Source organism: Silanimonas algicola, assembly GCF_054777375.1.
In genome coordinates this window covers 1020561-1045940 of record NZ_BAAHAS010000001.1, presented here as the reverse complement: position 1 = coordinate 1045940, position 25380 = coordinate 1020561, and the positions used below count along the sequence as shown (strand labels likewise).

The 25380-nt window shown below is 71.5% G+C and carries 19 protein-coding genes; 9 read left to right on the top strand and 10 right to left on the bottom strand.

Annotated elements, in window-relative coordinates; all coding sequences use genetic code 11:
• Nucleotides 1-7: 7 nt before the first annotated feature.
• From ACYVAK_RS04800 to ACYVAK_RS04785, 4 genes are all read right to left on the bottom strand, one after another.
• Complete coding sequence (locus ACYVAK_RS04800) at nucleotides 8-2209, bottom strand: putative bifunctional diguanylate cyclase/phosphodiesterase (protein WP_461058494.1); 2202 nt, start codon at nucleotides 2207-2209, stop codon at nucleotides 8-10.
• Nucleotides 2206-4977 carry an ATP-binding protein gene (locus tag ACYVAK_RS04795; RefSeq protein ID WP_461058492.1) on the bottom strand — a complete coding sequence of 924 codons (2772 nt, stop codon included), beginning with the start codon at nucleotides 4975-4977 and terminating at the stop codon, nucleotides 2206-2208. Before ACYVAK_RS04795 ends, ACYVAK_RS04800 begins: the two co-directional genes overlap by 4 nt.
• Entirely contained in the window at nucleotides 4974-5975 is a 1002-nt protein-coding gene (locus ACYVAK_RS04790; RefSeq protein WP_461058490.1) for an ABC transporter substrate-binding protein, read from the bottom strand. The genes ACYVAK_RS04795 and ACYVAK_RS04790 overlap by 4 nt, the downstream gene beginning before the upstream one ends.
• 80 nt (nucleotides 5976-6055) lie before the next feature.
• Nucleotides 6056-6958 (bottom strand): hypothetical protein, encoded by a 903-nt coding sequence (locus tag ACYVAK_RS04785; protein ID WP_461058488.1) that lies wholly within the window; start codon nucleotides 6956-6958, stop codon nucleotides 6056-6058.
• A 62-nt stretch (nucleotides 6959-7020) separates the two neighbouring features.
• Between ACYVAK_RS04785 and ACYVAK_RS04780 the strand changes: the two genes are divergently transcribed.
• Together ACYVAK_RS04780 and ACYVAK_RS04775 are read left to right on the top strand one after the other, a co-directional pair.
• Nucleotides 7021-8004, top strand: a complete 984-nt coding sequence (locus ACYVAK_RS04780; protein ID WP_461058486.1) for a class I SAM-dependent methyltransferase — start codon at nucleotides 7021-7023, stop codon at nucleotides 8002-8004.
• Nucleotides 8005-8026: 22 nt separating this feature from the next.
• Nucleotides 8027-9313, top strand: a complete 1287-nt coding sequence (locus ACYVAK_RS04775) for an acetyl-CoA C-acetyltransferase (RefSeq protein WP_461058484.1) — start codon at nucleotides 8027-8029, stop codon at nucleotides 9311-9313.
• On the opposite strand, the gene ACYVAK_RS04770 is transcribed toward ACYVAK_RS04775, so the two are convergent.
• The 6 genes from ACYVAK_RS04770 to ACYVAK_RS04745 all read right to left on the bottom strand — a co-directional run bounded on the left by ACYVAK_RS04770 (nucleotide 9297) and on the right by ACYVAK_RS04745 (nucleotide 15716).
• Entirely contained in the window at nucleotides 9297-10238 is a 942-nt protein-coding gene (locus ACYVAK_RS04770; RefSeq protein WP_461058482.1) for a hypothetical protein, read from the bottom strand. The genes ACYVAK_RS04775 and ACYVAK_RS04770 overlap by 17 nt on opposite strands.
• Nucleotides 10235-11176 (bottom strand): hypothetical protein, encoded by a 942-nt coding sequence (locus ACYVAK_RS04765; protein ID WP_461058480.1) that lies wholly within the window; start codon nucleotides 11174-11176, stop codon nucleotides 10235-10237. The genes ACYVAK_RS04770 and ACYVAK_RS04765 overlap by 4 nt, the downstream gene beginning before the upstream one ends.
• A 32-nt stretch (nucleotides 11177-11208) precedes the next feature.
• Nucleotides 11209-12000, bottom strand: coding sequence for a pseudouridine synthase (locus tag ACYVAK_RS04760; RefSeq protein WP_461058478.1), 792 nt, complete (start codon nucleotides 11998-12000; stop codon nucleotides 11209-11211).
• The gene (gene ubiB, locus ACYVAK_RS04755; RefSeq protein ID WP_461058644.1) at nucleotides 11997-13661 is read right to left on the bottom strand and encodes a ubiquinone biosynthesis regulatory protein kinase UbiB; all 1665 of its coding nucleotides are present in this window, start codon (nucleotides 13659-13661) and stop codon (nucleotides 11997-11999) included. The genes ACYVAK_RS04760 and ubiB overlap by 4 nt, the downstream gene beginning before the upstream one ends.
• Complete coding sequence (locus ACYVAK_RS04750) at nucleotides 13661-14299, bottom strand: ubiquinone biosynthesis accessory factor UbiJ (protein ID WP_461058476.1); 639 nt, start codon at nucleotides 14297-14299, stop codon at nucleotides 13661-13663. Before ACYVAK_RS04750 ends, ubiB begins: the two co-directional genes overlap by 1 nt.
• 70 nt (nucleotides 14300-14369) lie before the next feature.
• On the bottom strand, nucleotides 14370-15716 hold the full coding sequence (locus ACYVAK_RS04745) for an esterase/lipase family protein (RefSeq protein ID WP_461058474.1): 1347 nt from the start codon (nucleotides 15714-15716) through the stop codon (nucleotides 14370-14372).
• 155 nt (nucleotides 15717-15871) lie between these two features.
• On the opposite strand from ACYVAK_RS04745, the gene ACYVAK_RS04740 reads away from it, so the two are divergent.
• The 7 genes from ACYVAK_RS04740 to ACYVAK_RS04710 all read left to right on the top strand — a co-directional run bounded on the left by ACYVAK_RS04740 (nucleotide 15872) and on the right by ACYVAK_RS04710 (nucleotide 25326).
• Nucleotides 15872-16261 carry a hypothetical protein gene (locus tag ACYVAK_RS04740; protein ID WP_461058472.1) on the top strand — a complete coding sequence of 130 codons (390 nt, stop codon included), beginning with the start codon at nucleotides 15872-15874 and terminating at the stop codon, nucleotides 16259-16261.
• Nucleotides 16262-16444: 183 nt separating this feature from the next.
• Nucleotides 16445-16843: a hypothetical protein gene (locus ACYVAK_RS04735; protein ID WP_461058470.1), complete on the top strand. Its 399-nt coding sequence runs from the start codon at nucleotides 16445-16447 to the stop codon at nucleotides 16841-16843.
• Nucleotides 16844-16903: 60 nt separating this feature from the next.
• Entirely contained in the window at nucleotides 16904-19366 is a 2463-nt protein-coding gene (locus ACYVAK_RS04730) for a methyl-accepting chemotaxis protein (protein WP_461058468.1), read from the top strand.
• Nucleotides 19367-19804, top strand: coding sequence for a hypothetical protein (locus ACYVAK_RS04725; RefSeq protein ID WP_461058466.1), 438 nt, complete (start codon nucleotides 19367-19369; stop codon nucleotides 19802-19804).
• A gap of 67 nt (nucleotides 19805-19871) precedes the next feature.
• A complete protein-coding gene (locus ACYVAK_RS04720; RefSeq protein WP_461058464.1) occupies nucleotides 19872-21887 on the top strand; it encodes a methyl-accepting chemotaxis protein in 2016 nt (671 codons plus the stop codon).
• A 228-nt stretch (nucleotides 21888-22115) separates the two neighbouring features.
• Nucleotides 22116-23201, top strand: coding sequence for an OprO/OprP family phosphate-selective porin (locus tag ACYVAK_RS04715; protein WP_461058462.1), 1086 nt, complete (start codon nucleotides 22116-22118; stop codon nucleotides 23199-23201).
• Nucleotides 23202-23229: 28 nt separating this feature from the next.
• Entirely contained in the window at nucleotides 23230-25326 is a 2097-nt protein-coding gene (locus tag ACYVAK_RS04710; protein WP_461058460.1) for a methyl-accepting chemotaxis protein, read from the top strand.
• The last annotated feature ends 54 nt before the right edge of the window (nucleotides 25327-25380 follow it).

Here is a 25380-nt window from a genome sequence, read left to right as displayed (position 1 = left end):
ACGCCGCTCAGCCCTTCCCGCGCTGCGCGAGCCAAGGCCGGAGGGACGGCTCCGGCATCGGTCGCGCGTGCCAGTAGCCCTGGCCGAGCTCGCAGCCCAGCTGCTGCAACTGCCTCGCCTGCGCTTCGGTCTCGATGCCTTCGGCGACGGTCGACAGGCCGAGCCGACGCGCCAGCCCGACGATGCACTCGACGAAGGCCACGTCCGGGCCCTCGCTGCGCTCGGACACGAAGCGGCGATCGATCTTCAGCGCGTCCACCGGCAATTCCCGCAGCTGCGCCAGCGAGGAATAGCCGGTGCCGAAGTCGTCGACGGCCACGCGAACGCCGAGGCCGCGGAGGTGCTCGAGGCTCCGCCGGAGCCGGCGCGCCTCGTCCATCGCGATCGATTCGGTGATCTCGAGTTCCAGCCGCTCCCCGGCGAGGCCGTGGCGCCGCAGGGTCTGCTCCACCATCGCCACGAAGCGGGGGTCGCGCAGCTGCGGCATGGCGACGTTGACGGCGACCCGTGCCGCCGTGGTGCCGTCCCCGGGCAGGCCGGCGAGCATCGCGCAGGCGCGGTCGAGCACGAACTCGCCCATCGGGACGATCAGCCCCGAGTACTCCGCGAGCGGGATGAAGACGTGCGGCGGCTGCACCCAGCCCCCGCCGCCATCGGGCCAGCGCAGTAGCGCCTCCACCGCCTGGACCGCGTCGTCGGCGAGCCGCACCTGCGGCTGGTACCAGACGTCGAGCCGGCCGCCCTCGAGGTCGCGGCGGAGCTGTCCGAGCATGTCGAGGCGCTGGCGGGTGTGCTCGGCCAGGTCGGGGTGGTAGCGCAAGGCGTCGTCGACGAGGCTGCGCTTCGCCGCCTTCAGGGCGATGTTGGCGTGGCGGAGCGCAGTCACCCCGTCGGTGCAGTCGCCGAGGTCGCAGAGGCCCAGGGTGGCGCGCGCTGGCGTCAGATGTTCGCCGTAGGCGAAGGGCTGTTCGAAGGCCGCCTGCAGCGCGCTGGCGCCGAGGTATTCGGCATCGCCGACCACCGCGAACACGTCGGCCCCGACGCGGGCAAGCGACGCCTGCCCACCGAACCGTTCGCGCAGGCGTTGGCCCACCGCGCTGAGCAGCAGGTCGCCCGCTTCCTGGCCGAGACCGTCGTTGAAGTCGGTGAAGTGGTCGATGTCCACCAGCACGAGGCGCAGGTCCTGCCGTCCGGCCACGCCGTGGAGCTCGCGCAAGAGACCGGCGCGGTTCATCAAGCCGGTGAGCGGGTCGCGGAAGGCGAGCCGGTGCACCTCCTCGAAGTGCTGCAGGTTGCTGAAGCAGGCCGAGAGGTTGGAGGCGAACACCTCGAGCAGCTGGTGGTCGACGTCGTTGAGCCGCGTCGGCGTGGCGACGTAGATCGCCGCCTCGCGTTCCCGCGTCGACAGGTAGAGCACGCTGTAGTCACCGCCGTGGACGTTGCGGCGCTCGCGCAGCGCCCGGGCGATCGCCGCCACCACCGGCTCCGCATGGAGGTCGGAGAGCGGATGCCACACGGAGGCGGCGAGGGCGCCGGCGGCGCCGACCACGTAGAGCCGGTCGTCGGTCGGGTCCAGCGGCGAGCCGCGCTGGGCGCAGACGATGCCGTCGATGGGGGCGCGCAGCAGGGCCTTCGCCTGCGTGAGGACCCCTTCGGCGAAGCTCGCGAGACCCTGTGGCTGCAGCAGGCCGGGCGAGGAGCGGACGATCAGCTCCAGGCCGCGCCGGCTCTCGTCGATCGTGCGGATCTGCTCATGGCTCTTCACCGCGGAGGTGATGGCGGTGATCAGTCGCGTGCGTGACAGTTCGGCTTTGGTGAAGTAGTCGTTGATGTCGTATCGCGCGAAGACGCTGAGCTCGGGCGCATAGCCGGGTTGGCCGGTGCGGAGCACGACGCGGGTGGCGGCGAGGTCGCAGTCGCTGCGGATGAAGTCGACGAGGTCGAGCCCGGCGTTCTCGGTTTCCATCACCACGTCGAGCAGGATCACGGCAGGCAGTTCGAGCGTCGGGAGCACGCGCCGCGCTTCGGTGGCCGAGAACAGGTGGACCAGTGACAGCGGCCTGCCGTGGACGTGCACGTGGCGCAGGGCGAAGCGGGTCGCTTCGTGCACCTCCTCGTCGTCGTCGATCACCACGATGCTCCAGCCGGGCATCGCGCTCCCGCTACCGTCGTCGGCCTCTTTGGCGAAGCTGATCCATTCGTCGTTCATCCGCTCGTCTCCTGCGCCGCCGCCGGGGCCATCACCGGCAGTTCCACGATGAAGCACGCCCCCGGACCGGTGCTCTCCTCGAGCTGGATGCTGCCACCGAGCCGTCCGTGGACGAGGTTGTACACCAGGTACAGGCCGAGGCCGCTGCCGCCCTGGCCAAGCCGGGTGGTGAAGAAGGGGTCGAACACCCGATGGCGCAGCGTCGGGGGAATGCCCTGTCCATCATCGGCATAGCGCAGGCGGATGCGGCCGCCCTCCGCCTCGGCGGAGATCCGGATCACGCCAGCCTGCCCCGGCTCGAAGCCGTGCACGAGGCTGTTCTCGACGAGGTTGGTGAGCACCTGTTCGAGCGGCCCCGGATAGCTCTCCATCGCGAGGTCGGCGGGAATCTCGACCAGCACGCGATGCGGCGAGCGCTTCAGCCGCGGGCTGAGCGTCGACAGTACGTCCTCCACCAGCGCCGCGAGGACGAACGTCCGGCGCCTGACGCTGGCCTGGTCGACCGCCACCTGCTTGAAATGGCTGATCAATCCGGCGGCGCGCTGCAGGTTGCGCTCGATCAGCGCGGTGGCTTCGCTGTTCTCGGCGACGAAGCGGTCGAGCGACGAGCGCTTCAACGCTCCGTTCGCCAGGTCGTCGGCGAACTGGCGGTGGATGTCGTTGAGTGCGGTGGAGACCGTCAGCGCGTTGCCGATCGGCGTGTTGAGCTCGTGCGCCACGCCCGCGACGAGGCTGCCGAGCGAGGCCAGTTTCTCGCGCTGCACCAGTTGCTCCATGGCCTGCGACAGCGAGGCGTTCGCCGCTTCCAGCTCGCGCGTGCGTTCGGCGACGCGGTTCTCCAGGGTATCGGCGAGGCGCTGCAGGTCCTCCTCGGCGATAACCCGCTCCAGCTCGGCGGCGACGCGGGCCTGGAACAGGTCGAGCAGGCGTGCCGCGCCGCCACCGGGTGCGATCGGCTGGCCGTTCAGCAGCGCCAGCACGCCGATCGGCCGCCCGTGGCAATCGTCGAGCCGCCGCCCGATGTAGGCGCGGACGCCGCGGCGGGGCAGGTCGGCATCGGCGGGGAAGTGCTTCGCGAGCTCGTCCAGCACGTCGAGCTGGCCCTCGGCCACCACCGCGCCGCTGGGCGTGCCGGCGAGGTCGAAGGCCACCTGCTCGCTCGGCCCCTCGCGGTGCGCCAGGGCCAGCGAGGACAGCCGCTGGGGCGGCGTGCCGCAGACCCGGCCGATCAGCACCGTGTCGACGTCGAGCACGCGCACCAGCCCCTCGGCGAGCGCCAGGAAGAAGTCCCCGCCGACGCGGGCATCGATGCCGCCGCGCAGCAGCCCCATCGCCCGGTTGGCGGTCTCGCGGTCGGTGACGTCGAACAGCACGCCGGTGAGGCTTCGGCCGCGGACGGCGTCGGCGCTGTGCACCGACCCCAGCTCCCAGATCCAGCGCACGCTGCCGTCGCGATGGCGGATGCGGTAGCGCACGTCGAAACGGCCCCGTTCGCGGATGGCGTCGGAAACCACCGGATTGATCGACGCGACGTCCTCGGACAGGATCAGCCGGGTGAAGCCGCTCGCGTCGCCGGCCAGGAGCTCGTCGGCGCGGTAGCCGGTGAGCTGCTCGACCTGGGGGCTCAGGTAATCCATCGGCCAGCCCTCGCGGTCGGCGCAGCGGTAGACCGCGCCGGGGAGCTGCTCGACGAGCGCGAGGTATTCCTCGCGGCTCTCGTTCAGCGCACCGATCGTGTCGCGAAGGCGGCCGGCGAGGCCATCCAGCGCTTCGCCGAGGTGCCGCGCCTCCTCGGCGCCGGGCCAGCGCGGCACCGGGCTGTAATCGCCCTCGGCAAGCCGGCCGGCCACCTCGCTGAAACGGGCGAGCGGCGCGGCGATGCGTCGCCCCAGAAGCATGGCGGCGCCCAGCAGCAGTACCAGCATCAGCACGGTCTGCCACCACCAGTCGCGCTCCAGCTGCGCTTGCGGAGCAGCCCAGGCCACCAGCGGCTGGCGCACGACGATGCGCCACGGCGCGTTGGCCACCGGTTCGATGGCCAGGCGTTCGTCGGCGAGCGTCAGGATCTGCAGCGACGTTCCCTCGGTGGCCGGGCCCAGCGCGATGGGGGCGTCACCGAGTGGGCCGACGCCGGCGAGCGGTCGGCCCGCCTCGTCGAGCAGGGTGGCCGAAAGGCCCGGCGTCGCGACCAGGGCCGAGGCCATGACCTGGCCGAGCACGGACGGCTCCACGCGAACGCGGAGGACGCCGATGCGCGCTTCCGTCGCGTCGCGAACGAGGGCGCTGACGTACAGGCCCGGCCGTCCCTCGCCCGTGGCGACGTAGGGGCCGATCATCTGCGGTCGCCCGCTGGCCATCACGCGCAGGAACCAGGGTTCCAGCGATTCGTCGCGGCCCTGGTTCACGGCCTGCGAGTCCACCACCACCCGCCCTTGGAGGTCGAGCACCCCGATGGCGCCGATGTTCACGGTGTCGCGACTGCCGACCGCGGCGAAGAAGCGGCTCAGCCGCAGCGGTGCCGGGGGCGCGTCCTTCGTGAGGATCTCCTCGAAGATGGGCAGGCCGGCGTCGGCGCGAACGCTCTCCAGCCAGCGCGTGCGGGTGGCGGCGAGCAGCGCGGCGAGCTCGTCGGCGTTGCCGGACAGCAGCAGGTCGCTGCTGCGCGCCGCGTCCTCGCGCCGGTCGGCGAGGCTGCCGGCGTTCACCAGGATGAGCGGGAGCGCCGCGAAGGCGAGGATCGCCGCGGCGACGCGGGTGCGGGCCTTCATGGTGTGGACGTGGCCTCGGGCAGCAGGGACGCGTCGAACATCGCCGCGGCATCCGGGGGCGTGCTCAGGCTGCCGCGTTCGACGAAGAACGCCGCGTAACGCGCGATCAGCGAGGCCAAGGGCGAATCCGCACCGCCGGTCATCGCCTGGCGGTTGTCCTCCAGGGAGTACAGCTTCACGCCGGCCAGCGAGACGAGGGCCGGGTCGAGCCCGAGCGCGGCGGCGGCGGCGCCATTGCCGCCGGCCGGATCGGCGCGCCAGCGGCGTTCCGCCTCGAACCAGGCGCTCAGGAATCCGCGATAGGCCTCGGGCTGGCGTTCAAGGCCCGCGCGGGTCGCCAGCACGACGTCGAGGATCAGCCCGGGCGTTTCGGCGCTGCTGAACACCGGGGTCGCACCGGCCGCGGCGGCTTGGTCGGCATAGGGCTGCCAGGTGTGGCCGAAGTCGATGCGCCCCTCGGCCAGCGCCGTCGGCACGTCCGAGGCGTCGACGTTGGTCCACAGCACGTCGCCGGGCGGGATGCCCTCCTGCTGCAGCCAGGCGCGGATAAAGAGTTCGCCGAAGCCCCCGAGGTTGGTGCCGAAGCGGGGGTGCTTGGGGGTGTTCCGCCCGATCCCGGGTGCGCGCATCAACTGGTCGCCGCCCGCGGACTCGTCGGCCACGAGCAGCACCACCAGGTCGGGCCGGGCCTTCGTCAGGATGATGGCGTCGCCGAGCGAGACGGCGATGAGGTCGTACTTCCCCGCGGCAAACTCGGCGATCAACCCATTGGTGTCCCGGGTGGGCACGACCTCGAGCGCCACGCCGTGCGTCGCCATGAGTCCTTCGTGCTGGGCGATCGCGGCCGGGAAATACCCCGCCCAGAGGTCCATGCCCAGGCGAAGGGGGCGTGGCTTGCCGGCGGTGTCGGCCGTGCCGCAGGCGCAAAGCGACAGCAGCGCCAGGAGTGCCCCTGTTCGCCACGCCACCTTGCCTTGCTTCGCCACACCCGTGCGCATGCCCGGTCCCTGCGTGAGGCTTCCTGGCGACGACTATAGCCCCGGCCGACCCCGGGATTGATGACGCGGCGCGTCAGGCCTCAGCCGCGAAGCGTGGCGCGCGCGTCCTTGCCCACGGGGCAGTGGGCGAAGGTGACCTCGAGGCCATGCGCGCCGAGCACCGCCGCGATCTGCCGCTGCCGGGCCTCGAAGTGCTCGAACAGTCGTTCCATGCCTTCCGCGCCGAGCCTTGCGGCCTCGACGCCTGGCGGGACGAAGCCGCCCAAGGCCCAGGCGTCGGCATCGATCAGGGCGATCTGCGCCGCGCCGTTGGCGTAGCGCACGAGCGGTTCGGGCGGCGCATCGAGCCACAGCTCGTCGTCGTCGCCGAACAGTGCCGCCTCGATCATCGGCCACAGGCCGGCCAGCCCGGCGTGTTCGTACTGCATGGCCATCATCGCCATCAGGTCGTGCAGCGTGAGGTAGCGCATGTGTTCGACGCGCAGGCCGAAGGCCGACTGCGTCGCCAGCGCCGTGCCGGCGTTGGCCATGCCGGTGTCGAGCAGGCGTTCCTCCAGCGCTTCGCCCACGCGCTGCACGACGTCGCCCGGGCCGCGCAGCACGAAGGGCAGCACGCGCAGCGGCCCCCCGGCGAGGTCGGCCTGCGGCGCGAGTTCGCCCGGCAGGCCGTCGGGGCCGGCACCGAACGCGATGACGCGGCCGCCGGCCTCGCCCGGCACGCGGGCCGCGTAGGACTCGAGGAGCGCATGGCGCGGCACGTTGGGGCGCAGGAGTTCGGAGGGGTCGTAGAGCGCGGCGGCGACGACGAGGTCGAGGGAGGCGGTTTCCGCGACCACGCGGGCCAAGTCGGCGGCGATGCCCGCGGCCCAGTCGCCCGCCTCGGCCTGCGGCAGCGCCGTGCGGCCGATGGGGGCATCGCCGGCCAGTTCGATGGCGATGACGCCCAAGGTGGTCAGCACGTCCGGGGTCGGCAATCGGCTCATGGGCTTGGGCGGCTCGGCAGGGCGGTCTACCCTATTGTGGTCCAACTCACTGGCTCCGTGCCTTGTCCTCCTCCCCCGAAAGCTACAAAGCCGCGTGGAACGCGCGGTCGGCGACGTTGTCCGACGGCATGGCGGCCGTGGATGGCAGTGCCGACGAATCCGTCCTCGCCGCCACCGGCGCGTTCACGGCGGGCCAGGTCCATGCCGCGCTCGAGCTCGTGCCCTCCGACCGCGTGTTCGAGATCGGCTGCGGCGTGGGCCGCATCGGCGCGCAGCTCGCCGGCCACGTCGCGCTGTGGCACGGCATCGACATCGCCGAGAACATGGCGGCGCTGGCCCGGGCGCGCGTCGAGTCGCATCCCGGCGCGACCGCCAGCGCGGTCGATGGCCCGAACCTCAAGCCGTTCGCGGATGCGTCGATGGACAAGGGCTACTGCGTGGCCGTGTTCATCCACATGGACAAAGAGGACATGGTCCTCTACCTGCGCGAGGTCGCGCGGGTGCTCCGCCCCGGCGGGCTGTTCTACTTCGACCACTGGAACCTCTCCCACCCCGTGGGCTGGCAGCGCTTCGCCTACGAGGTCGAGCAGGTGGCGCGGGGCGATGCGTCCGAGCGCAAGGACGTCGCGCGCAACCAGTTCTGCACGCCGGAGGAGCTGCGCCTGTACGTGCGCGCGGCCGGGCTCGAACTCGTGTTCGAGCACACCGATGCGCACCTCGTGGGCATGGTGGCCCGCAAGCCGGAGCACCCGCTGCCGGCCGGTGCGCCCTCGCCATGGCCCCTCGATCGCTCGACGCTCACCGCCGGCTCGGCCGCCGTCGCTGAGCGCCTCGAGGCCGCCCGCGCCGACATCGGCTTCTCGCCGCGCTGGGTGCAATGCTTCGCCGAGGCCTGCGAGGTGCTGATCGGCGGCGTGCACCCGGCGACCCTGCTCGCGCGCTGGCGCGCCGAGCCCGGTCCGCCGCCCGAAGTGGCGATCCATGTCGCGTGGCTCGACGCAATCTGGCACCGTCACCCCCATCTCTGGCCGCCCGTCGCGGCCTGACGTCTTCCGGAGTCCTGTGTCCATGAACCCCCGTCCCGCCCGCCGCGTCGCCATCCTCGGCGGCCAACGCATCCCCTTTTGCCGCAACAACACCGCCTACTTCGACGTCGGCAACCTCGGCCTGTCGATCAAGGCGGTGGGGGCCGTCGTCGAGAAGTTCGGCCTGCACGGCGTGCAGCTCGGCGAGGTGGCCATGGGCGCGGTGCTCAAGCACAGCAGCGACTGGAACATCGGCCGCGAAGCGGCGCTGAGCTCGGGCCTGTCGCCCTACACGCCGGGCATCACCATGCAGCGCGCCTGCGGCACCTCGCTCGATACCGTCATCACGGTGGCGAACAAGATCGCGCTGGGCCAGATCGAGGCCGGCATCGGCGGCGGTTCCGACACGACGTCGGACGTGCCGATCGTGCACAGCAAGGGCTTCCGCCGCCGCCTGCTGAACATGAACATGGCGAAGACGCCGGTCGACCGGATCAAGGCGCTGCTCAAGGGTTTCTCGTTCAAGGAGCTCGCGCCCGAGTTCCCCGGCGTGGCCGAGCCGCGCACCGGCAAGAGCATGGGCGAGAGCTGCGAGATCATGGCCAAGGAGTGGGGCATCACCCGCGCCGAGCAGGACCAGCTCGCCTACGAATCGCACGCCAAGGCCGCCAAGGCCTACGCCGACGGCTTCTACGCCGACCTCGTGGTGCCCTTCCGCGGGGTCGATCGCGACAACATCCTCCGCCCGGAAACGACGGTCGAAAAGCTCGCCACGCTGAAGCCCGCCTTTGACAAGACCTCGGGCAAGGGCACGCTGACGGCCGGCAACTCCACGCCGCTCACCGACGGCGCCTCGGCCTGCCTGCTCGCGTCGGAAGAGTGGGCCGCCTCGCGCGGCCTCGAGGTGCAGGCCTACCTGCGCGACGCGCAGGTGGCGGCGGTCGACTTCGTGCACGGCGACGGCCTGCTGATGGCGCCGGCCTGGGCGGTCGCGCAGCTGCTGAAGCGCAACGGCCTGACCCTGCAGGACTTCGACTTCTACGAGATCCACGAGGCCTTCGCCGCGCAGGTGCTGTGCACGCTCAAGGCCTGGGAGTCGGCCGAGTTCTGCAAGGAGAAGCTCGGCCTCGACGCGCCGCTCGGTTCGATCGACCGCAGCAAGCTCAACGTGGTCGGCAGCTCGCTGGCGCTGGGCCACCCGTTCGCCGCCACCGGCGCGCGCATCGTGGCGACGGCGGCGAAGCTGCTGAAGCAGAAGGGCTCGGGCCGCGCGCTGATCTCGGTCTGCACCGCCGGCGGGATGGGCGTCGTCGCTATCGTGGAGCGCTGACCCTCGGCGGCGTGAACACCGCCGTCGAGCGCACCAGCCCCAGCACGTCGAAGTCTTCGAGCGGCGTACCCGGTGGCACCGGGTAGCCGCTCACGTGGATGATGCTGCGCTCGCGGAGCTGGGCGGCGCGCATCGGGGCGTCGAAATGGCGGTGGAACAGCGCCGAATAGCTGCCGTCGGCCAACGCGCGTTCGAAACCGCGCTCGATCGCCCGCGCGAGGTCGGGGCGCCCCGGCGTCACGAGGAAGTAGTCGTCGAGCGGGTAGAACAGCGCGATGCCGGGCACGACCGCGAGGCCGCTTCCTGCCAGCCGCGGGTCGGCGCGCTCCGCCCCGATCTCGTTCACCCCGCGGCTCAGGTAGTCGAAGCGGCCGGCCCGGAGCATGTCGAACAGTCCCGTGTAGCTGCTGCCGGTCGACATCCGGAAGCCGAGGCCGGCGAGCGCCTCCCGGTCCATCCACGTGTTGCCGTAGCCCATCACGTAGTCGCGCTTCAGCGCTTCGAGGCTCGCGATCCGCATCAGCGGCTCGGCGTCTTCCGGGCGCGATACCAGCAGCCGCATGCCGAGAAGGCCGCGTCGCAGCGGCTTGCGGATCACGATCAGGCCGCTGTGGTCCGCGACGAGGCTCGGCAGGGTCACGACGTCGACGTCCCCGTCGCGTGCGGCCTGTTGCGCTCGCGGCTGCGTCATCGCTTCGACGACCTGCAGCCTCCAGCCGCCACCCGCGCGCTGCAAGGCCAGCGCCAGCAGTTCGATGCTGAAGTCGAAGCGGCGGTCGCCGGATTCGCCCTGCCCGGGGAATCGGACCTCGCGTGACGCCGGCTCGGCGGCCTGCGCCGCGGCCGGGGGGGGCGCGCCGAGCGCCAAGGCCACGAAGGCGAACAGGACGGCGCGCAGCCGCCATGGCCGGTGCCGGTCCGTCATTCCGCACCGACCGGTTCGGCTGGCGGCTGGAACACCCCCTCCGAGCGCACGAGGCCCAGCACGTCGAACTCCTCGAGGGGCGTCCGCGGCGGCACCGGGTAGCCAAGGACATGGATGATGCTGCGCGAGTCGAGGCCGATCTCGCGCATCGCCTCGCCGTAGTGGCGCTCGAACAGCGCCGCGTAGCTGCCGTCGGCCAACGCGCGCTGGAAGCCGCGCTCGATCGAGCGCGCCAGGGCCGGGCGCTGGGGCGCGACGTGGAAGTAATGGTCGAGCGGGTAGTACAGGGCGATGCCCGGCACCACCACCAGGCCGGAGCCCGCGAGTTGCGGCTGCTGGCGTTCCGCCCACAGTTCGCCGACGCCGCGGGTGAGGTAGTCGAAGCGCCCCGCACGCAGCATCTCGAACAGCCCGGTGTATCGGCTGCCGTACTCCATGCGGAAGCCGAGCCCGGCCATCACCTCGCGGTCGAACCACGTGGTGCCATAGCCCATCACGTAGCCGCGCTTCAGCTCTTCCAACGACCCGATGGTCATCAGTCGTTCCGCCGTCTCGGGGCGGGCCAGCAGCACGCGCACGCCCAGCAGGCCACGCTGCAGCGGATGGCGGACGGGGATCAGCCGGGCCGTGGCGGTCGCGTGGTGCGGCAGGCTCACCACGTCGACATCGCCCACCTGCGCCGCCTGGATCCGTCGCGGCGTGTTCATGCCGCCGACGACCTCGAGGCGGAAGCGCTCCCTCGAGCGGTCGAGCACCAGGGCGAGCAGTTCGGTGGCGAACTCGCCGCGCTGGTCGCCCGGTTCCTCGGCGCGGCCGGGGAAGCGGACCACCTGCTCCGCTTCGCGCTCGGCGATCGACTGCGCCGCCACGCGCGGGCCGGCACCGCACAGCAGCGTGCCGAGGACGAGCGCGGCGGTGATGACGGCGAGGCGGGACATGGCGCGAGGCTAGGGCCGCCCTGCGGCCGAATTCAAGCCGCGCGTGCTCCCGGCGTGAGGGCCGTCGTCCAGCCCAGCGCGGCCACGGCTTTTCCGAACTCCGCGTCGAGCGGCGACGTCACGGCCACGACACGCCCGTCCACCGGGTGGGTGAAGGCGAGGCGCGAGGCGTGCAGCAGCATGCGGTGCACGCCGAGGTGCATGCGGAACATCCGGTTGCGCGCCCCGTCGCCGTGGCTGGTGTCGCCGATCAGGTGGTGGTGGATGTGCTTCAGGTGCCGGCGGATCTGCCGGAATCGGCCGGTGTGCGGCGTGCATTCGACCAGCGCGAAGCGCGACTCGGCGTGCTCGCCGTAGGGCCAGGGCATCGCGCCGGTGGCGAGCACCCGGTAGGCCGTCTGCGCGGGCTTCTTCTCCGGCTTGCCGGGACCGCCGTCCAGCGGGTGGTCGACGAGGCCCTCGGCCGGCTCCGGCCAGCCGCGGCACACCGCGAGGTAGGTCTTCTCGACGGCGCGGCTCATGAACTGCTCGCCCAAGGCCCGGGCCGTGTCCTTGTCGAAGGCCACCAGCAGGCAGCCGGACGTCGCGCGGTCGAGGCGGTGGATGAGGTGCACCGGGCGACCGAACTGCGCGCGCAGGCGGTCGGCGAGGAAATCGTTCTCGCCGCGGGCGAGGCCGCTGTCATGCGCCATGAGGCGCGCCGGCTTGTCGACGACGGCGAGCTGCGCATCGGCGTGCAGCACCGGGATGGCGAGGCCGTCCGGCGTGTGCGCCGCGCCGCGCGCGTCCACGCCCGGCGCTGCGCCATCGGCGACTGCGCTCATCGCCGCCGCGGCCAGGCGGCGACGAAGCAGGCCAGCGCGCCCGCACCCGCGATCCATGTCGCCGCGCGCACGCCGCCCCAGGCCGGGCCCCCGGCGTCGAAGCCGAACAGCACCGCCGCGGTGATCATCAGGCCCGCACCAAGGATGGCGTACACGGCCGCGCGCTGGTTGATCGCCGAGATCTGCGACAGTTCGGCGATGTCCGCCGACTCGATGCGGATGCGGTGCCGGCCGTCCACCTGCTGCGCGAGGAAGCCGTGGATCAGCCGCGGGAACTCCGGCGCGCGGGTGATGATCTCGGGCAGGCGCTTCCTGAACTCCTCGGCCAGCCACGCCGGGCTGTAGCGCTTCTTCAGGATCTCGGTGAGCACCGGCTGGGCGACGGCCCAGATGTCGAGCTTGGGGTCGAGGTGGCGGGCCACGCCTTCGATGTTCAGCAGGGTCTTCTGCAGCAGGATCAGCTGCGGCTGCAGCGTCAGCTCGTACTGCTGCGCGGTCTTGAACAGCTTCACCAGCACTTCGCCGAGCGAGATCTCGGCCAGCGGGCGGGTGAAGTAGGGCTCGCAGACCGCGCGCGTCGCCGCTTCGAGGTCGTCGAGGCGCAGGTGCGACGGCATCCAGCCGGCTTCGACGTGAAGCTCGGCGATGCGCCGGTAGTCGCGCACGAAGATCGCCATGAAGTTCTCGGCGAGGTAGTACTGATCACTGGCCGACAGCTGGCCCATGATCCCGAAATCGAGCGCGATGAAGCGCGGGTTGTCGCGGCGCGCCGGGTCGTCGTCGACCCAGATGTTGCCGGCGTGGGCGTCGGCGTGGAAGAAGTTGTCGCGGAACACCTGCTGGTAGAACACGCGCACGCCTTTGGCCGCGAGCTTGGCGCGCGAGATGCCGGCGGCTTCGAGGGCCGCGATGTCGTCCGACGGGATGCCGGTGACACGCTCCAGCGTCAGCACGCGCTCGTGCGAATGCGTCCAGAACACTTCCGGCACGTAGAGGTCGTCGCTCCCTTCCCAGAAGCGGCGCAGCACCGAGGCGTTCGCGCCTTCGCGCTGCAGGTCGAGCTCGCCGCGCAGCGTCGTCTCGATCTCGGCGACGACCTCGTGCGGGCGGATCTTGTCGGCGCGCGGGTGCGTCTTCGCGGCGACCTCGGCCAGGGCCTTCAGCAGGCGCAGGTCGGCATCGATCTGGCGGTCGATGCCGGGCCGCACCACCTTCACCACCACGGCGCGGCCGGCGCTGCCGTCGGCGTTGCGCAGGCGCGCGGCGTGCACTTGGGCAATTGAGGCGGACGCCAGCGGCGTTTCGTCGAACTCGGCGTAGAGCGCGTCGATCGGCTGCCCCAGCTGCGCCTCGACGATGCGCCGGGCCTCCGCGCCGTCGAAGGGCAGCACGCGGTCGCGCAGCAGGGCCAGCGCGTCGGCCACGTCGGGCGGCAGCAGGTCGCGGCGCGTGCTGAGGATCTGCCCGAACTTGACGAAGATCGGCCCCAGCTCCTCCAGCGCCGCGCGCAGGCGCTCGCCCCGCGGCGTCGCGGACGTGCCGCGGCCCAGGGGGCGCAGCACCCAGCGCAGGCGGGCGAAGGGCGTGCCTTCGAGCAGGGCGTCGAGCCGGTGCTTGAACAGCACGCGGACGATGCGCAACGCGCGCAACGGGGCGGCGATCACCCGGCGTGCCCCGAGCGGTGGCGTGCCACGCGGGCGGCCAGCCGCTCCACGCGGTCGCGCAGGGTATCGACGTCGTCGAAGAAAGCCTGCTGTTCGGCCTTCGGCACGAGATCGCGCGATTCCTCGGTGAGGTAGTCGGCGCTGGCACGGGCGAAGGCGGCGCCCTGCAGGCGCGCTTCCCGGAGGCCTGCGCGGACGGCCTTGGCGACCTGCGGCCCGAGCACCGGCCCGAGGGCGTCGGCGAAGGGCTGCTCCCAGTCCGGGTCGAAGCCTCCGGCCAACCGCTGCAGCTGGCGGGCCAGCTCGGCATCGCCGCTGATCCGCACTTTGCCCACCGGCGTCGCGCCGCTGGACTTCAGGAAGGGCAGCTGGCCGAGCAGGGCGCCGATCCCCGCGCGCACCGAGAGGTCGGGCTCGTCGCCCTGGGCCGGTCCGATGCGCAGCGCCTCGCCCGCCACGCGCACCTCCATCGCCAGCGGCGGCGACTCGAGGTGCAGCTGCAGGCGCTGGCCCTCCAGCGGCGCGAGGGCGGCGCGCGTTTCCGGGTCGAGCGACAGGGCGCGGTTGAGCGCGGTCTCGAGCAGGCGGCCGGCCAGCGGCTTCAGCGCGTCGAAGGGTGAGCGGGGCGAGGTCATGCCGCGATTCTAGCGGTGTGGCGTCACGGCCCCGTGCCGGCGGTGCATGGGTGAGGCGGGCAGGCCTGGCCTAGGGGCTCAGCAGGAAGTTCAGCAGGTTGTTCTGGAAGTAGCGGTTGGCCAGCAGTCGCCCGTGGTTCTCGCACAGGAAGAAGGTCTGCCGCAGCGGCACGAAACCGTGCGCGCCGGCGTCCTGCGATTCGCGCGTCACCAGGCCGTCGCCGGCGGCCCGCATCAGGCCTTCGTAATCCACGCCGTCGACCGGCGCATCGACCTCGCCGGGCTCGAAGGCCAGCACCGCGCGGTCGCCAGCCGTCTCCAGCACCGCGCCGGCGAGCGTCCGCTCGCAATCGCCGCCGAACGCCGCCATGCGCAGGCCCCGGCTGGGAAACGGTTGCGCCAGTGCCTCGTTGAAGCGGCGGGCGCGGCGCAGGTTGCGCTCGAAGTTCGCCTGCAGCACGGACAGCACCAGCCGCCCTTCCGCGCCCTCGCCCCACGCTTCGCGGACCCGCGCTTCCACCTCGGGCGAGAACACCGACCAGCGGTTGTCGCGCCAGATCGTCGGGTCGTACAGGTCGAGGGGCAGGGGGCGCCCGGCGCGGTCGTAGACCACCTGGGTGTGCGGGTGGGGCAGGGTTTCGAAGACGGTCGAGAAGCTGGCCAGCGCTTCGATGGGCACGGTGCGCAGGCCGAACCGGAAGCCCTGCTGCAGCCGCCGAAGGCTGGCCACCGAGCCCAGGTTGGGCGTGCCCAGCATGGCCACGCGGCGGACGCGCTTGCCGCCCTCGTTCCAGGGCCGCGGATCGGCGGCCTCCAGCACGTCGTCGGGGCCGTAGCGCAGGTAGTAGTTCGCGATCAGGCCGCCGTTGCTGTGGGCGATGATGTCGACGCGCAGATCGGGGTCGTCGAAGTCGAGGCGGAGCTGGTCGATCAGGGCGTGCAGCTGCCGAACGGCGACGATGTTCGGCTGCCGCCAGTCGTAGGCCAGGGTGTAGTAGCGCCGCCGCTCACCCTCGGCGGGAGGCTGACCGGGTTCGCCCGGGGCGAACCGCCCGGCGCCCTCGAGCGTCCCGAGCAACTGCCCGTAGATGTCGTAGCGCCCGAACTCGCGGATCAGCGGGCCGGCGACGATGCCGTCGTCCGCCTCCCAGGCCGGGCCGATGCGGGCCAGCCTCGCGTAGTCGCTGAACGCCATCGTCGACAGCGAGCCTGGCCAGCGCTCCTCGCCGGTCCGCCGATCGACCAGCCGAGAGCCCATCAGGCCCGGGATGACGATCACCGGCGGCGGGTTGGGATGGCTGGCGCTCCGCGCATAGAGCGCCGCCAGGTCGGGGCCCTGGCGGCTGGCGCAGCCGCCAAGCAGCAGGGCCAGCAAGGTCAGGATCGTGCGAAGGGCGAGGGGGGAGACAGGCGCCATGCACGGAGCATAAGCGTCGAACTCCGTCACGGAATGAACAACGGCCGAGCCAAGCCCGTCACGGAACGCGAGCGCGGTGCTGGCGGGCGCGGTGCGCGTCGGACCAGCATCCGGGCTCCGGCGTTGTCGCCACCATCGAACGAAAGGAAACCGTCATGCGCACCGTCCTGCTCTGCACCGTCGCCCTCGCCAGCCTCGCCGCCGCCTCGCAGGCGGGCGCCCAGGCCGGTGGAGATCGCATCCGCGGCGAGATCCCGGCCATCCAGGCCAGCCAGTTCATCGGCAAGGAAGGGACGGTGTGCGGGGTCGTCGATGGCGCGCGCTTCGCCGAGAATGCCGAAGGCCAGCCCACCTACCTCTTCATGGGCGGCAACTTCCCGGGGCACAAGTTCTCGGCGCGCATCTGGGGCCGTGATCGCGGCCAGTTCAGCACCGCCCCCGAGACCCTGGCGGGCCGCACGGTCTGCGTCACCGGCGACATCCGCACGGCCAACGGCCGCCCCGAGATCGTTGTCCGCGGTGCCCGCAACCTCAAGGTTTCGTGATCGTTTCCGCGCGACCGCGGCGCGCCCCTCGCGGCGCGCCGGGGGCTGTGCCACGATCCCCGCCGAGGGGAATCGTCAATTCGCGTTCAAGCCTGTCCGGGCAGCGCCGATCTTGGCTTGGATAGGTCCATCATGCATTGGCTGTCCGGGCCCGGCCCGGCGAATCCGACCAGGGGGTACGTTGTGAACATCCGTTCCGGTGTCGCTGCGTTGTGCGTCGTGTGGCTCGCCGCCACATCCATCCCATCGGCCATGGCCCAGGCCGGCAGCAACCGCATCCGCGGCGAGATCCCGGCGCTCGATGCCGGGCAGTTCATCGGCAAGGAGGGCACCGTGTGCGGCGTCGTCGATGGCGCCCGCTTCGCCGAGAACACCGAAGGCCAGCCGACCTTCCTCTTCATGGGCGGCAACTTCCCCGCCCACAAGTTCTCGGCCCGCATCTGGGGCCGCGATCGCGATGCCTTCGATCCGAAGCCCGAGACCCTCGGCGGCAAGACGGTGTGCGTCACCGGGGAGATCCGCACGGCCAACGGCCGGCCAGAAATCGTCGTGCGCGGCGCGCGCAACCTCAAGGTCAAGTAATCCGCCCCCCTCCGGCCGCCGCGCGGTGGCCGGGACCCTGTTCGACTGCAAGGACTCCGAATGGACTGGCTGCGCAACCTCAAGATCGCCCCGAAGCTGCTGCTCGCCTTCGGCGTGGTCGTCGTCCTCATCATCGTGCTGGCGGTCGGTGCCTTCCGCGGCCTGTCGTCGCTGAACGACGCCACCACCGAGATCACGCAGCGCTGGATGGTGGAGCTCGCCACCGCGCAGGACCTGAAGTCGGAAGCCGCGGCCTACCGCCTGCAGAACTTCCGCCTCGTGCTGCGCACTTCGGAAGAGGCGAAGGAGTCGGCCCGTGGCGAGATCGCCAACCACGAGCTCAACTTTGAGGACCTGCTGCTGTCGCTCGACGCCACGGCGGTGACCGACGACGACAAGGCGAAGACCGCCGCCATCAAGGCCGCGTGGGAAGCCTACGTGGCCAATACCGGCGAGGTCGTGTCGGCCTACGACATGGGCTTCGTCGATGAGGCCCTGGACATGTTCCTCGCCGACAACCGCGTCAAGTACGACGAGGTGGCCGCGCTGGTCCAGGAGCGCGTCGACTACGGCCTGCAGGGCTCCACCGCCGCCCGCACCGGCGCCGAAGAAGCGTTCGAGACCGCGAAGGGCATCATCTGGACCAGCCTGCTCATCGCCATCGCGCTGGCCATCGCGCTGGCCCTGCTGATCGCGCGCGCCATCTCGAAGGGCGTCAATTCGGCGGTGACCATCGCCAACGCGGTGGCGGGCGGCAAGCTCGACAACGCCATCGACACCTCGCGCAAGGACGAGATCGGCGCGCTGCTGTCGGCGCTCGGCCGCATGCAGAACGACCTCAACGTGCGCATCGAGGCCGACCGCATCGTCGCCGAGGCCAACACCCGCATCAAGAACGCGCTCGACGGCGCGAGCACCGGCGTGATGATCGCCGACACCGCGCGGCAGATCATCTACGTCAACAAGGCGGTCGTCGACGTGCTGAAGGAAGCCGAGGCCGACATCCGCACCCGCTTCCCGGAATTCGACGCCAACAATCTCGTCGGCCAGGTCATCGACCAGTTCCACGGCAATCCCGAGCACCAGCTGGCGATGCTGGAAGGCCTGACGCACACGCACCGCGCGCAGATCAAGCTGGGCAAGCGCACGTTCCTGCTGACGGTCAATCCGATCTTCGACGACGCCGGCCAGCGCCTGGGCACCATGGTCGACTGGCGCGACCGCACCGAGGAGCTCTCGGTGGAGCGCGAAGTGGAAGCCATCGTGGCGGCGACGGCGCGCGGCGATTTCTCGCAGACCATCGTCGAGGAAGGCAAGACCGGCTTCTTCCAGATGCTGGCGAAGTCGCTCAACGCCGGCTTCGCCGGCACGCGCACCACCCTGACCGAGATCGGCCGGGTGATGGGCCTCGTCGCCCAGGGCGACCTGACGGCGCGGATGGACGGCCATTACGAGGGCCAGTTCGCCGAGATCCGCGACAGCATCGAGGGCAGCGTCACGCAGCTGCGCACCCTGATCGGCCAGATCCAGCAGGCGGCCGGGCAGATCAACACGGCGGCCTCGGAGATCGCGGCCGGCAACCAGGACCTCTCGGCGCGCACCGAGCAGCAGGCCGCGAACCTCGAGGAGACGGCCGCTTCGATGGAGGAGCTCACCGCCACGGTGAAGCAGAACGCCGATTCGGCGCGCCAGGCCAACCAGTTGGCCACCGGCGCCGCCGGCGTCGCCGAGCAGGGTGGCGAAGTGGTGGGGCGCGTCGTGACCACCATGCGCGAGATCGAGGTCTCCTCGAAGCGGGTGGCCGACATCATCAGCACGATCGACGGCATCGCCTTCCAGACCAACATCCTCGCGCTCAATGCGGCGGTGGAAGCCGCGCGCGCCGGTGAGCAGGGCCGCGGCTTCGCCGTGGTGGCGTCCGAAGTGCGCAGCCTGGCCGGCCGTTCGGCGCAGGCGGCGAAGGAGATCAAGGAGCTGATCGAGGCCTCGGTGGAGACCGTGGGCGAGGGCTCGCGCCTCGTGCAGCAGGCCGGCTCCACCATGGCCGAGATCGTCGGCTCGGTGAAGCGCGTGACCGACATCATGGCCGAGATCAGCGCCGCCTCGGCCGAGCAGAGCTCGGGCATCGAGCAGGTCAACCAGACCATCACCCAGATGGACGAGACCACGCAGCAAAACGCCGCGCTGGTCGAAGAGGCCACGGCCGCCGCGCGCTCGATGGAGGACCAGGCGCAGCAGCTCGCCGAGGCGGTGGGTCGATTCAAGATCGCCGACACGGCGAAGGTGGCCGCGGCCGCGCCAGCGCGATCGGCCGGCAGCGCGATGGCCGCGCCGTCGACCGGCGGGTCGCGCAGCATGCGGGCGGCCAGTCCGGCGCCGCGCGCCGCCGCGAAGCCTGCATCGGCCGCGGCCGCCACGAAGGCACCGGCAGCCAAGCCGGCGCCACGCGTCGAGGCGCCCAAGCCGGCGCCGTCGCGAGGCAAGGCCGACAGCGCCGCCGAGGGCGACTGGACCGAGTTCTGATTGGCGCCCCGGCCGGCCAGCGCATGGGTGGTTCTGGCGGCTTGGCTGGGGCTGATGGTGGGCGTGGGTGCCGCGCTGCGCCCCGAGCCCGTCGCGGTGCTGCCCGCCGTGGCCGCCGACGCGGCCCTCGCCGCATGGCGGACGGTCCTCGAGGACGCGGCCTCCGGCCGGCCGGCACTCCTCCTCGGCGGACGTCCCTGCGACTGCGACGCCGAGGCGCGCCTCACCATCGTCGATTGGGCGCGCGCCGAGAACCTGACCCTCATCGAAAGCGAGGCCCTCGCGGGGATCGCGCTGGCGGGCGCCGACGGCGAGCTCCGCTACGCCGGCGATCCGGCTGCGCTGACGGTGCATTGCGGCGGGTTGCGCGGGTTCCGCGCGTGGTGGGCGGCGCCGGCGGCGCGGCCGATCGTCACCGCGCCCTGCGCCTGCGCTTGAATTGATCTGGATCACGCCGCCCGCCCGGGGGTGGCGCAATGTCACGAGGTTGCCAAGGGGGTTCGCGATGGAATGGTTGCATCTCGAGGAAAGCGCGGAGCTGCGTCGCCAGTCGGCGTGGGCGGACCGCATGCTCGCCATCGTCGGCGCCTGCTTCGCCATGATCGTGCTCGTGGTCGGGGCCACGCTGGGCCAGCTCGGCACCGCGCTGCTGGTGGTGTTGCCCACCGCCGGCGTCGGTGCATGGCTGGTCCTCACCCATGCGGGTGCGCTGCCGACCCGGCTGTTCATGGGGGCGGCGTTCATGGTGCTCGCCGCGGCCCTGATCCACGAGGGCAACGGCATGATCGAGCTGCACTTCGCGATCTTCGTGCTCCTCGCCTTCCTGCTGGTCTACCGCGACTGGCGGCCCATCGTCGCCGCGGCCGCGGTGATCGCGGTGCACCACGTCGCCTTTGCCCAGGCCCAGGCCGGAGGGCTGCCGGTGATGCTCCTGCCCCCGGACGACGTGGCGCGCTACTCGGCGCTGCAGCTTTATGGCGTGGTGGCGATCCACGCGGTTTTCGTGGTCGCCGAATCCATCGTCCTGTGCGTGCTGGCCATGCGGCTCCGCCGCGAAGCCAACCTCGTCGGCCTCGGTGCGGCGGAGGTCGCGGCCGTCGCGGAGCGGATGGGGCGCGGCGACTTCCGTGCCGATGCGCGGCTGCAGCGAGCGACGCCCGGTTCGATGGCCGCCAGCCTCGAGGCCATGCGTCGCCAGCTCGAGGCCCAGTTCGACGCGGTGTCCGGGGTCACCGAGGCGCTCGCCCACGGCGATCTGCAGCGCCGCGTTCCGGTGGCCGGCCTCGAAGGGTCCCTGCTCAAGCTCGCGAAGGACGTCAACGGCAGCGTCGACCAGTTGGCGCACGTGCTCGGCGCCGCGATCAACGCGCTGGATGCGCTGTCCTCGGGCCGTGCGCTGGCGCGGGTCGAGGTGGCCGCGGAGGGCGAGTTCGCCCACATGGCCGCGTCGGTCAATGCCATGAGCGAATTCGTCGGCACCCTCACGCTCACGCAGGGCCAGCTCGTCGCGGCCGTGCGCGCCGGTCGCTTCGAGCCGCTGCCGGGCATCGAACGTTATGAAGGCTTCCAGCGCGAGCTCTACGAGGGGCTGAACGGCCTCGTCGCGGAAGTGGGCAAGGCCATGGCGGCCGTCCGTTTGGCGATGGGGCGGCTGGCCGATGGCGACCTCTCCGTGCGGATGGAGGGCGCCTACCGCGGCGAGTTCGAGGCCATGCAGTCCAGCGTGAACGGCACCATCGACCGGCTGCGCGACCTGATCGGCCGCATCCAGTCGGCATCGGGGCACATCCATGGCGCCGCCGCGGAGATCGCCGCGGGCAACGAGGACCTGTCGCGGCGGACCGAGGCGCAGGCGGCGAGCCTCGAGGAAACGGCATCGTCGATCGAGGAGCTCACGGGCACCGTCAAGCAGACCGCCGACAACGCGCGCGAGGCCAACGGCCTGGCCACGGAGGCCGCGACGGTGGCCGCGCGTGGTGGCGACCTCGTGCAGGGCGTGGTGCAGACCATGGCTGGCATCGAGGAGGGGTCGAAGCGGATGTCCGACATCATCGCGACGATCGACGGCATCGCGTTCCAGACCAACATCCTCGCCCTCAACGCCGCGGTGGAAGCGGCGCGCGCGGGTGAGCAGGGCCGCGGTTTCGCCGTCGTGGCGGCCGAAGTCCGGGCCTTGGCGCAGCGCTCCGCCGCAGCGGCGAAGGAGATCAAGGCGCTGATCGACGAGGCGGTGGCGCGCACCGGCGAGGGTGCCCGACGGGTCGATGATGCGGGCCGCACCATCGCCGACCTGGTCGGCGTGGTCCGTCGTGTGAGCGGCCTCATGGCCGAGATCTCGGCGGCGACGATGGAGCAGACCACGGGGATCGGGCAGGTCAATGAAACCGTCAGCCAGATGGACCGGAGCACCCAGCAGAATGCGACGCTGGTCGAAGAAGCGACCGCGGCCGCGCGCGCCATGGCGGACCAGGCCGACGCGATGCAGGCGCTGGTCGGCCAGTTCCGACTGGGGCCGCCTTGAAAACAAGCGTCAAAGCGCGTCCGGCCTCAAGGTTTTGTCGCGATGCAACGTTAAGATGACGTGACCATGTTGCGGGGCGGCAGGCAGGGGACAAGACGCCGGCCAAGCCCCGCGATGGGCCCGGACGCAGGCGTCGGGAAGGAGTGGGGGTGGTTCATCGAGGCGGCAGGCCAGGGAGTCGTGATTGCGTTGACGCGTTTTCCCTTCCACTGAACGAGGTCTCCCGCCATGCGTCCCATCGGCATCCCCTTGGTGTGTTCCCTGCTGGCCGTGGCGCTTTCCGCCGCCACCCCCGCGGCGGCCGTCGAGTTCAAGCCCACCCTCAGCCTCATGGCCGACGGCAACTGGATCGACGGTGACACCGGGCCCGACGAGGACTACGTGCGGATGCGCCGGGCGCGCGCCGGCTTCGACGTCGGCACCAAGGGCCGGTGGCTGTTCCGCGTCGAACACGACCTCGCCGACCGCTCCGCGCCGGAGGTGAGCCTGCAGCTCACGCTCGCCGAGGGCGACACGCTGTGGTTGGGCCAGTTCAAGCAGCCTTTCCTGCTGGAGGACGCCATGAGCGACCGCCAGACCCCCTTCCTCGAGCCGGCGCTGAGCGGCGCCTTCGTGCTGAGCCGCCGCATGGGCATCGGCTTCCAGCGGGTTCGCAGCGACTGGACGTGGACGACCTCGGCCTTCGGCCAGCGCGAGGACGGCACGCAGGAGCGCGTGGGCGTCGCCACCCGCGCCACCCGCGTGGTCTGGCGTGACGGCGATGCCTTCCTGCACCTCGGCGGCAGCGCGGCACTGGAGGCCACGGAGCACGGCGCGTTCAGCGTGTCGTCCCGGCCGGAGAACTACTTCGCCAGCCGCACCTTGGTGAGCACCGGTGCCCTGCCGGGCACCGATCGCGTCGGCCGCCTGGGCGCCGAGCTGCTCTGGATCGACGGCCCGACCTCGTTCCAGGCCGAAGTGGCGGCCCTGCGCGCCACACGGGCCACGGCGGCGGACTTCACCGGCACCGCCGCCTCGGCCGTGGTCGGCTGGTCGCCCACGGGCCACGCCCGCGGCTACGCGCGCGGCGCCGTGGGCTCGCCCGCGGCGGCGGCGGAGGGCGGCGTGTGGGAGCTCTTCGCCCGCGCCAGCTGGATCGACCTTGATGACGGCGCGGTGCGCGGCGGCGACGCCAGCAACCTCTCGCTCGGCGCCGTGTGGTACCCGATGCCGCGCATGCGCGTGATGGGCAACTGGATCGTGGCGAACAGCGAGCGACGCGGCGTGGCCTACGACCCGTCGATCGTCGCCGTGCGCCTCCAGTACGTGTACTGAAACCCACTCCCCGCATCGAGGTATCGCCATGCGCTGGTTCACTGATCTCGGCATCGCCCGCAAGCTCGGCATCGCCTTCGGCCTCCTGATCGCCATCACGCTGGTCGTCGGCGCGATGGCCTTCGTGCAGATGACCGCCATGCAGTCCCTGCAGGCCGAGGTGGTCGGCAAGTGGGTGCCGGCCACCCGCCACCTGTTGAGCATGAAGGTGGCGCTCAACGAGTACCGTACGGCCGAGATCCAGCAGATCAACTTTGGCGACGACCCGGAGGAGGTCGCGGGCTACGAGGAGCGCATCGTCGGCTTCAGGGCGCAGTTCGACGAGCACAAGAACGCCTACCAGCCGCTGGCGACGTCCGACGAGGAAAAGGCGCTCTGGGCCGAGGTGCTCGCCGCCGAAGCGCTGTACTTCGGCCTGCACGAGCGCATCACCGACGCCATCGCCGCCGGCGACCTGGAGACGGCGCGGGGCATTTCCGGCGAGGAAGGACGGGTGGCGCGTCGCGACCTGTCCGCCCGCCTCGACGCCTCGCTCGAGCTCACCCAGAGCACGCTGGCCGCGCTGATCGAGGAAGAGAAGGCCGCGACGCTGCGTGCCGAGCTGGCGATGGGTGTCGCCCTGCTGCTCGGCACCCTCGTGGCGATCGGCCTCGCCGTGTGGATCGCCCGCCTCGTCGGCCGGCCGCTGGTGGCCGCGCAGCAGGTGGCCGAGCAGGTGGCCAATGGCCGCCTGGATGTCGTGATCCCGCCGGCCGGCGCCGACGAGACCGGCCGCCTGCTCGCCGCGATGGCGCGCATGCGCGACCAGCTGCGCCAGGTGCTCGATGCGATGGCCGAAATGGCCCGCCGCCATGACGCTGGCGAGCTCGGGTACCGGATGGATGTCCAGCGCTTCCCCGGCGACTATGGCCGCATGGTGGACGCCACCAACGGGCTGGTCGCCGGGCACATCGACGTCAAGATGCGCGTCACCGCGCTGGTGAACGAGTACGCCACGGGCGACCTGCGGCGCGACATGGAGGAGCTGCCGGGCGAGAAGCGCCGGATCACCGAGGCCATGCAGGCGGTCAAGTCGCGCCTCGCGAGCATCAACACGCAGGTGCAGGCCCTGGCCGATGCGGCCGCGGCCGGTGACTTCAGCGTGCGCGGCGACGAGTCGGCGTTCGATCACGAATTCCGCCGCATGGTGCAGGGCCTGAACCGGGTGATGGCGGTGAGCGACGTGGCGCTCGCGGAGGTCAGCCGCGTGCTTCGCGCCATCGCCGACGGTGACCTCACCCAGCGCGTCGAGGGCGAGTTCGCCGGCGTCTTCGCCCGCATGCAGGCCGACGCGAACGCCTCGACCCGGAGCTTGGCCGAGATGGTCGCCGGCATCCAGGCGGCGGTCATGCACATCAATACCGCCGCTGGCGAGATCGCCTCCGGCAACCAGGACCTGAGCCGCCGTACCGAAGGCCAGGCGGCGAACCTCGAAGAGACGGCGGCCTCGATGGAAGAGCTCACCTCGACGGTCAAGCAGAACGCGGGATCGGCCCAGCAGGCCAACCAGCTCGCGGCGTCCGCCGCCCAGGTCGCCAGCAAGGGCGGCCAGCAGATCCGCGACGTGGTCACGACGATGGAGGGGATCAGCGACAGTTCGCGCAAGGTCGGCGAGATCATCTCGGTCATCGATGGCATCGCCTTCCAGACCAACATCCTCGCGCTCAATGCCGCGGTGGAAGCCGCGCGCGCCGGCGAGCAGGGCCGCGGCTTCGCCGTGGTGGCCAGCGAGGTGCGCAGCCTGGCGCAGCGCTCGGCCGCCGCGGCGAAGGAGATCAAGGACCTGATCACCGACTCGATCACGCGTGTCGACGGCGGTGCCCAGCTGGTGCAGGCGGCGGGCGGCACGATGGACGAGATCGTGGTCTCGGTGCGGCGCGTCAACGACATCATGGCCGAGATCAGCGCGGCCTCGGCCGAGCAGAGCATGGGGATCGAGCAGGTCAACCAGACCATCATCCATCTCGACGAGACGACGCAGCAGAACGCGGCCCTGGTCGAGGAAGCGACGGCGGCGGCGAGCTCCCTCGAGGACCAGGCCCGCCAGCTGGCCGAAGCGGTGGGACGCTTCCGCATCGCCGCCTGACCCGGCGGGATGCCGCGGCGGGCGCCGGGGGCATCCATGGTGATCGCGCCATCG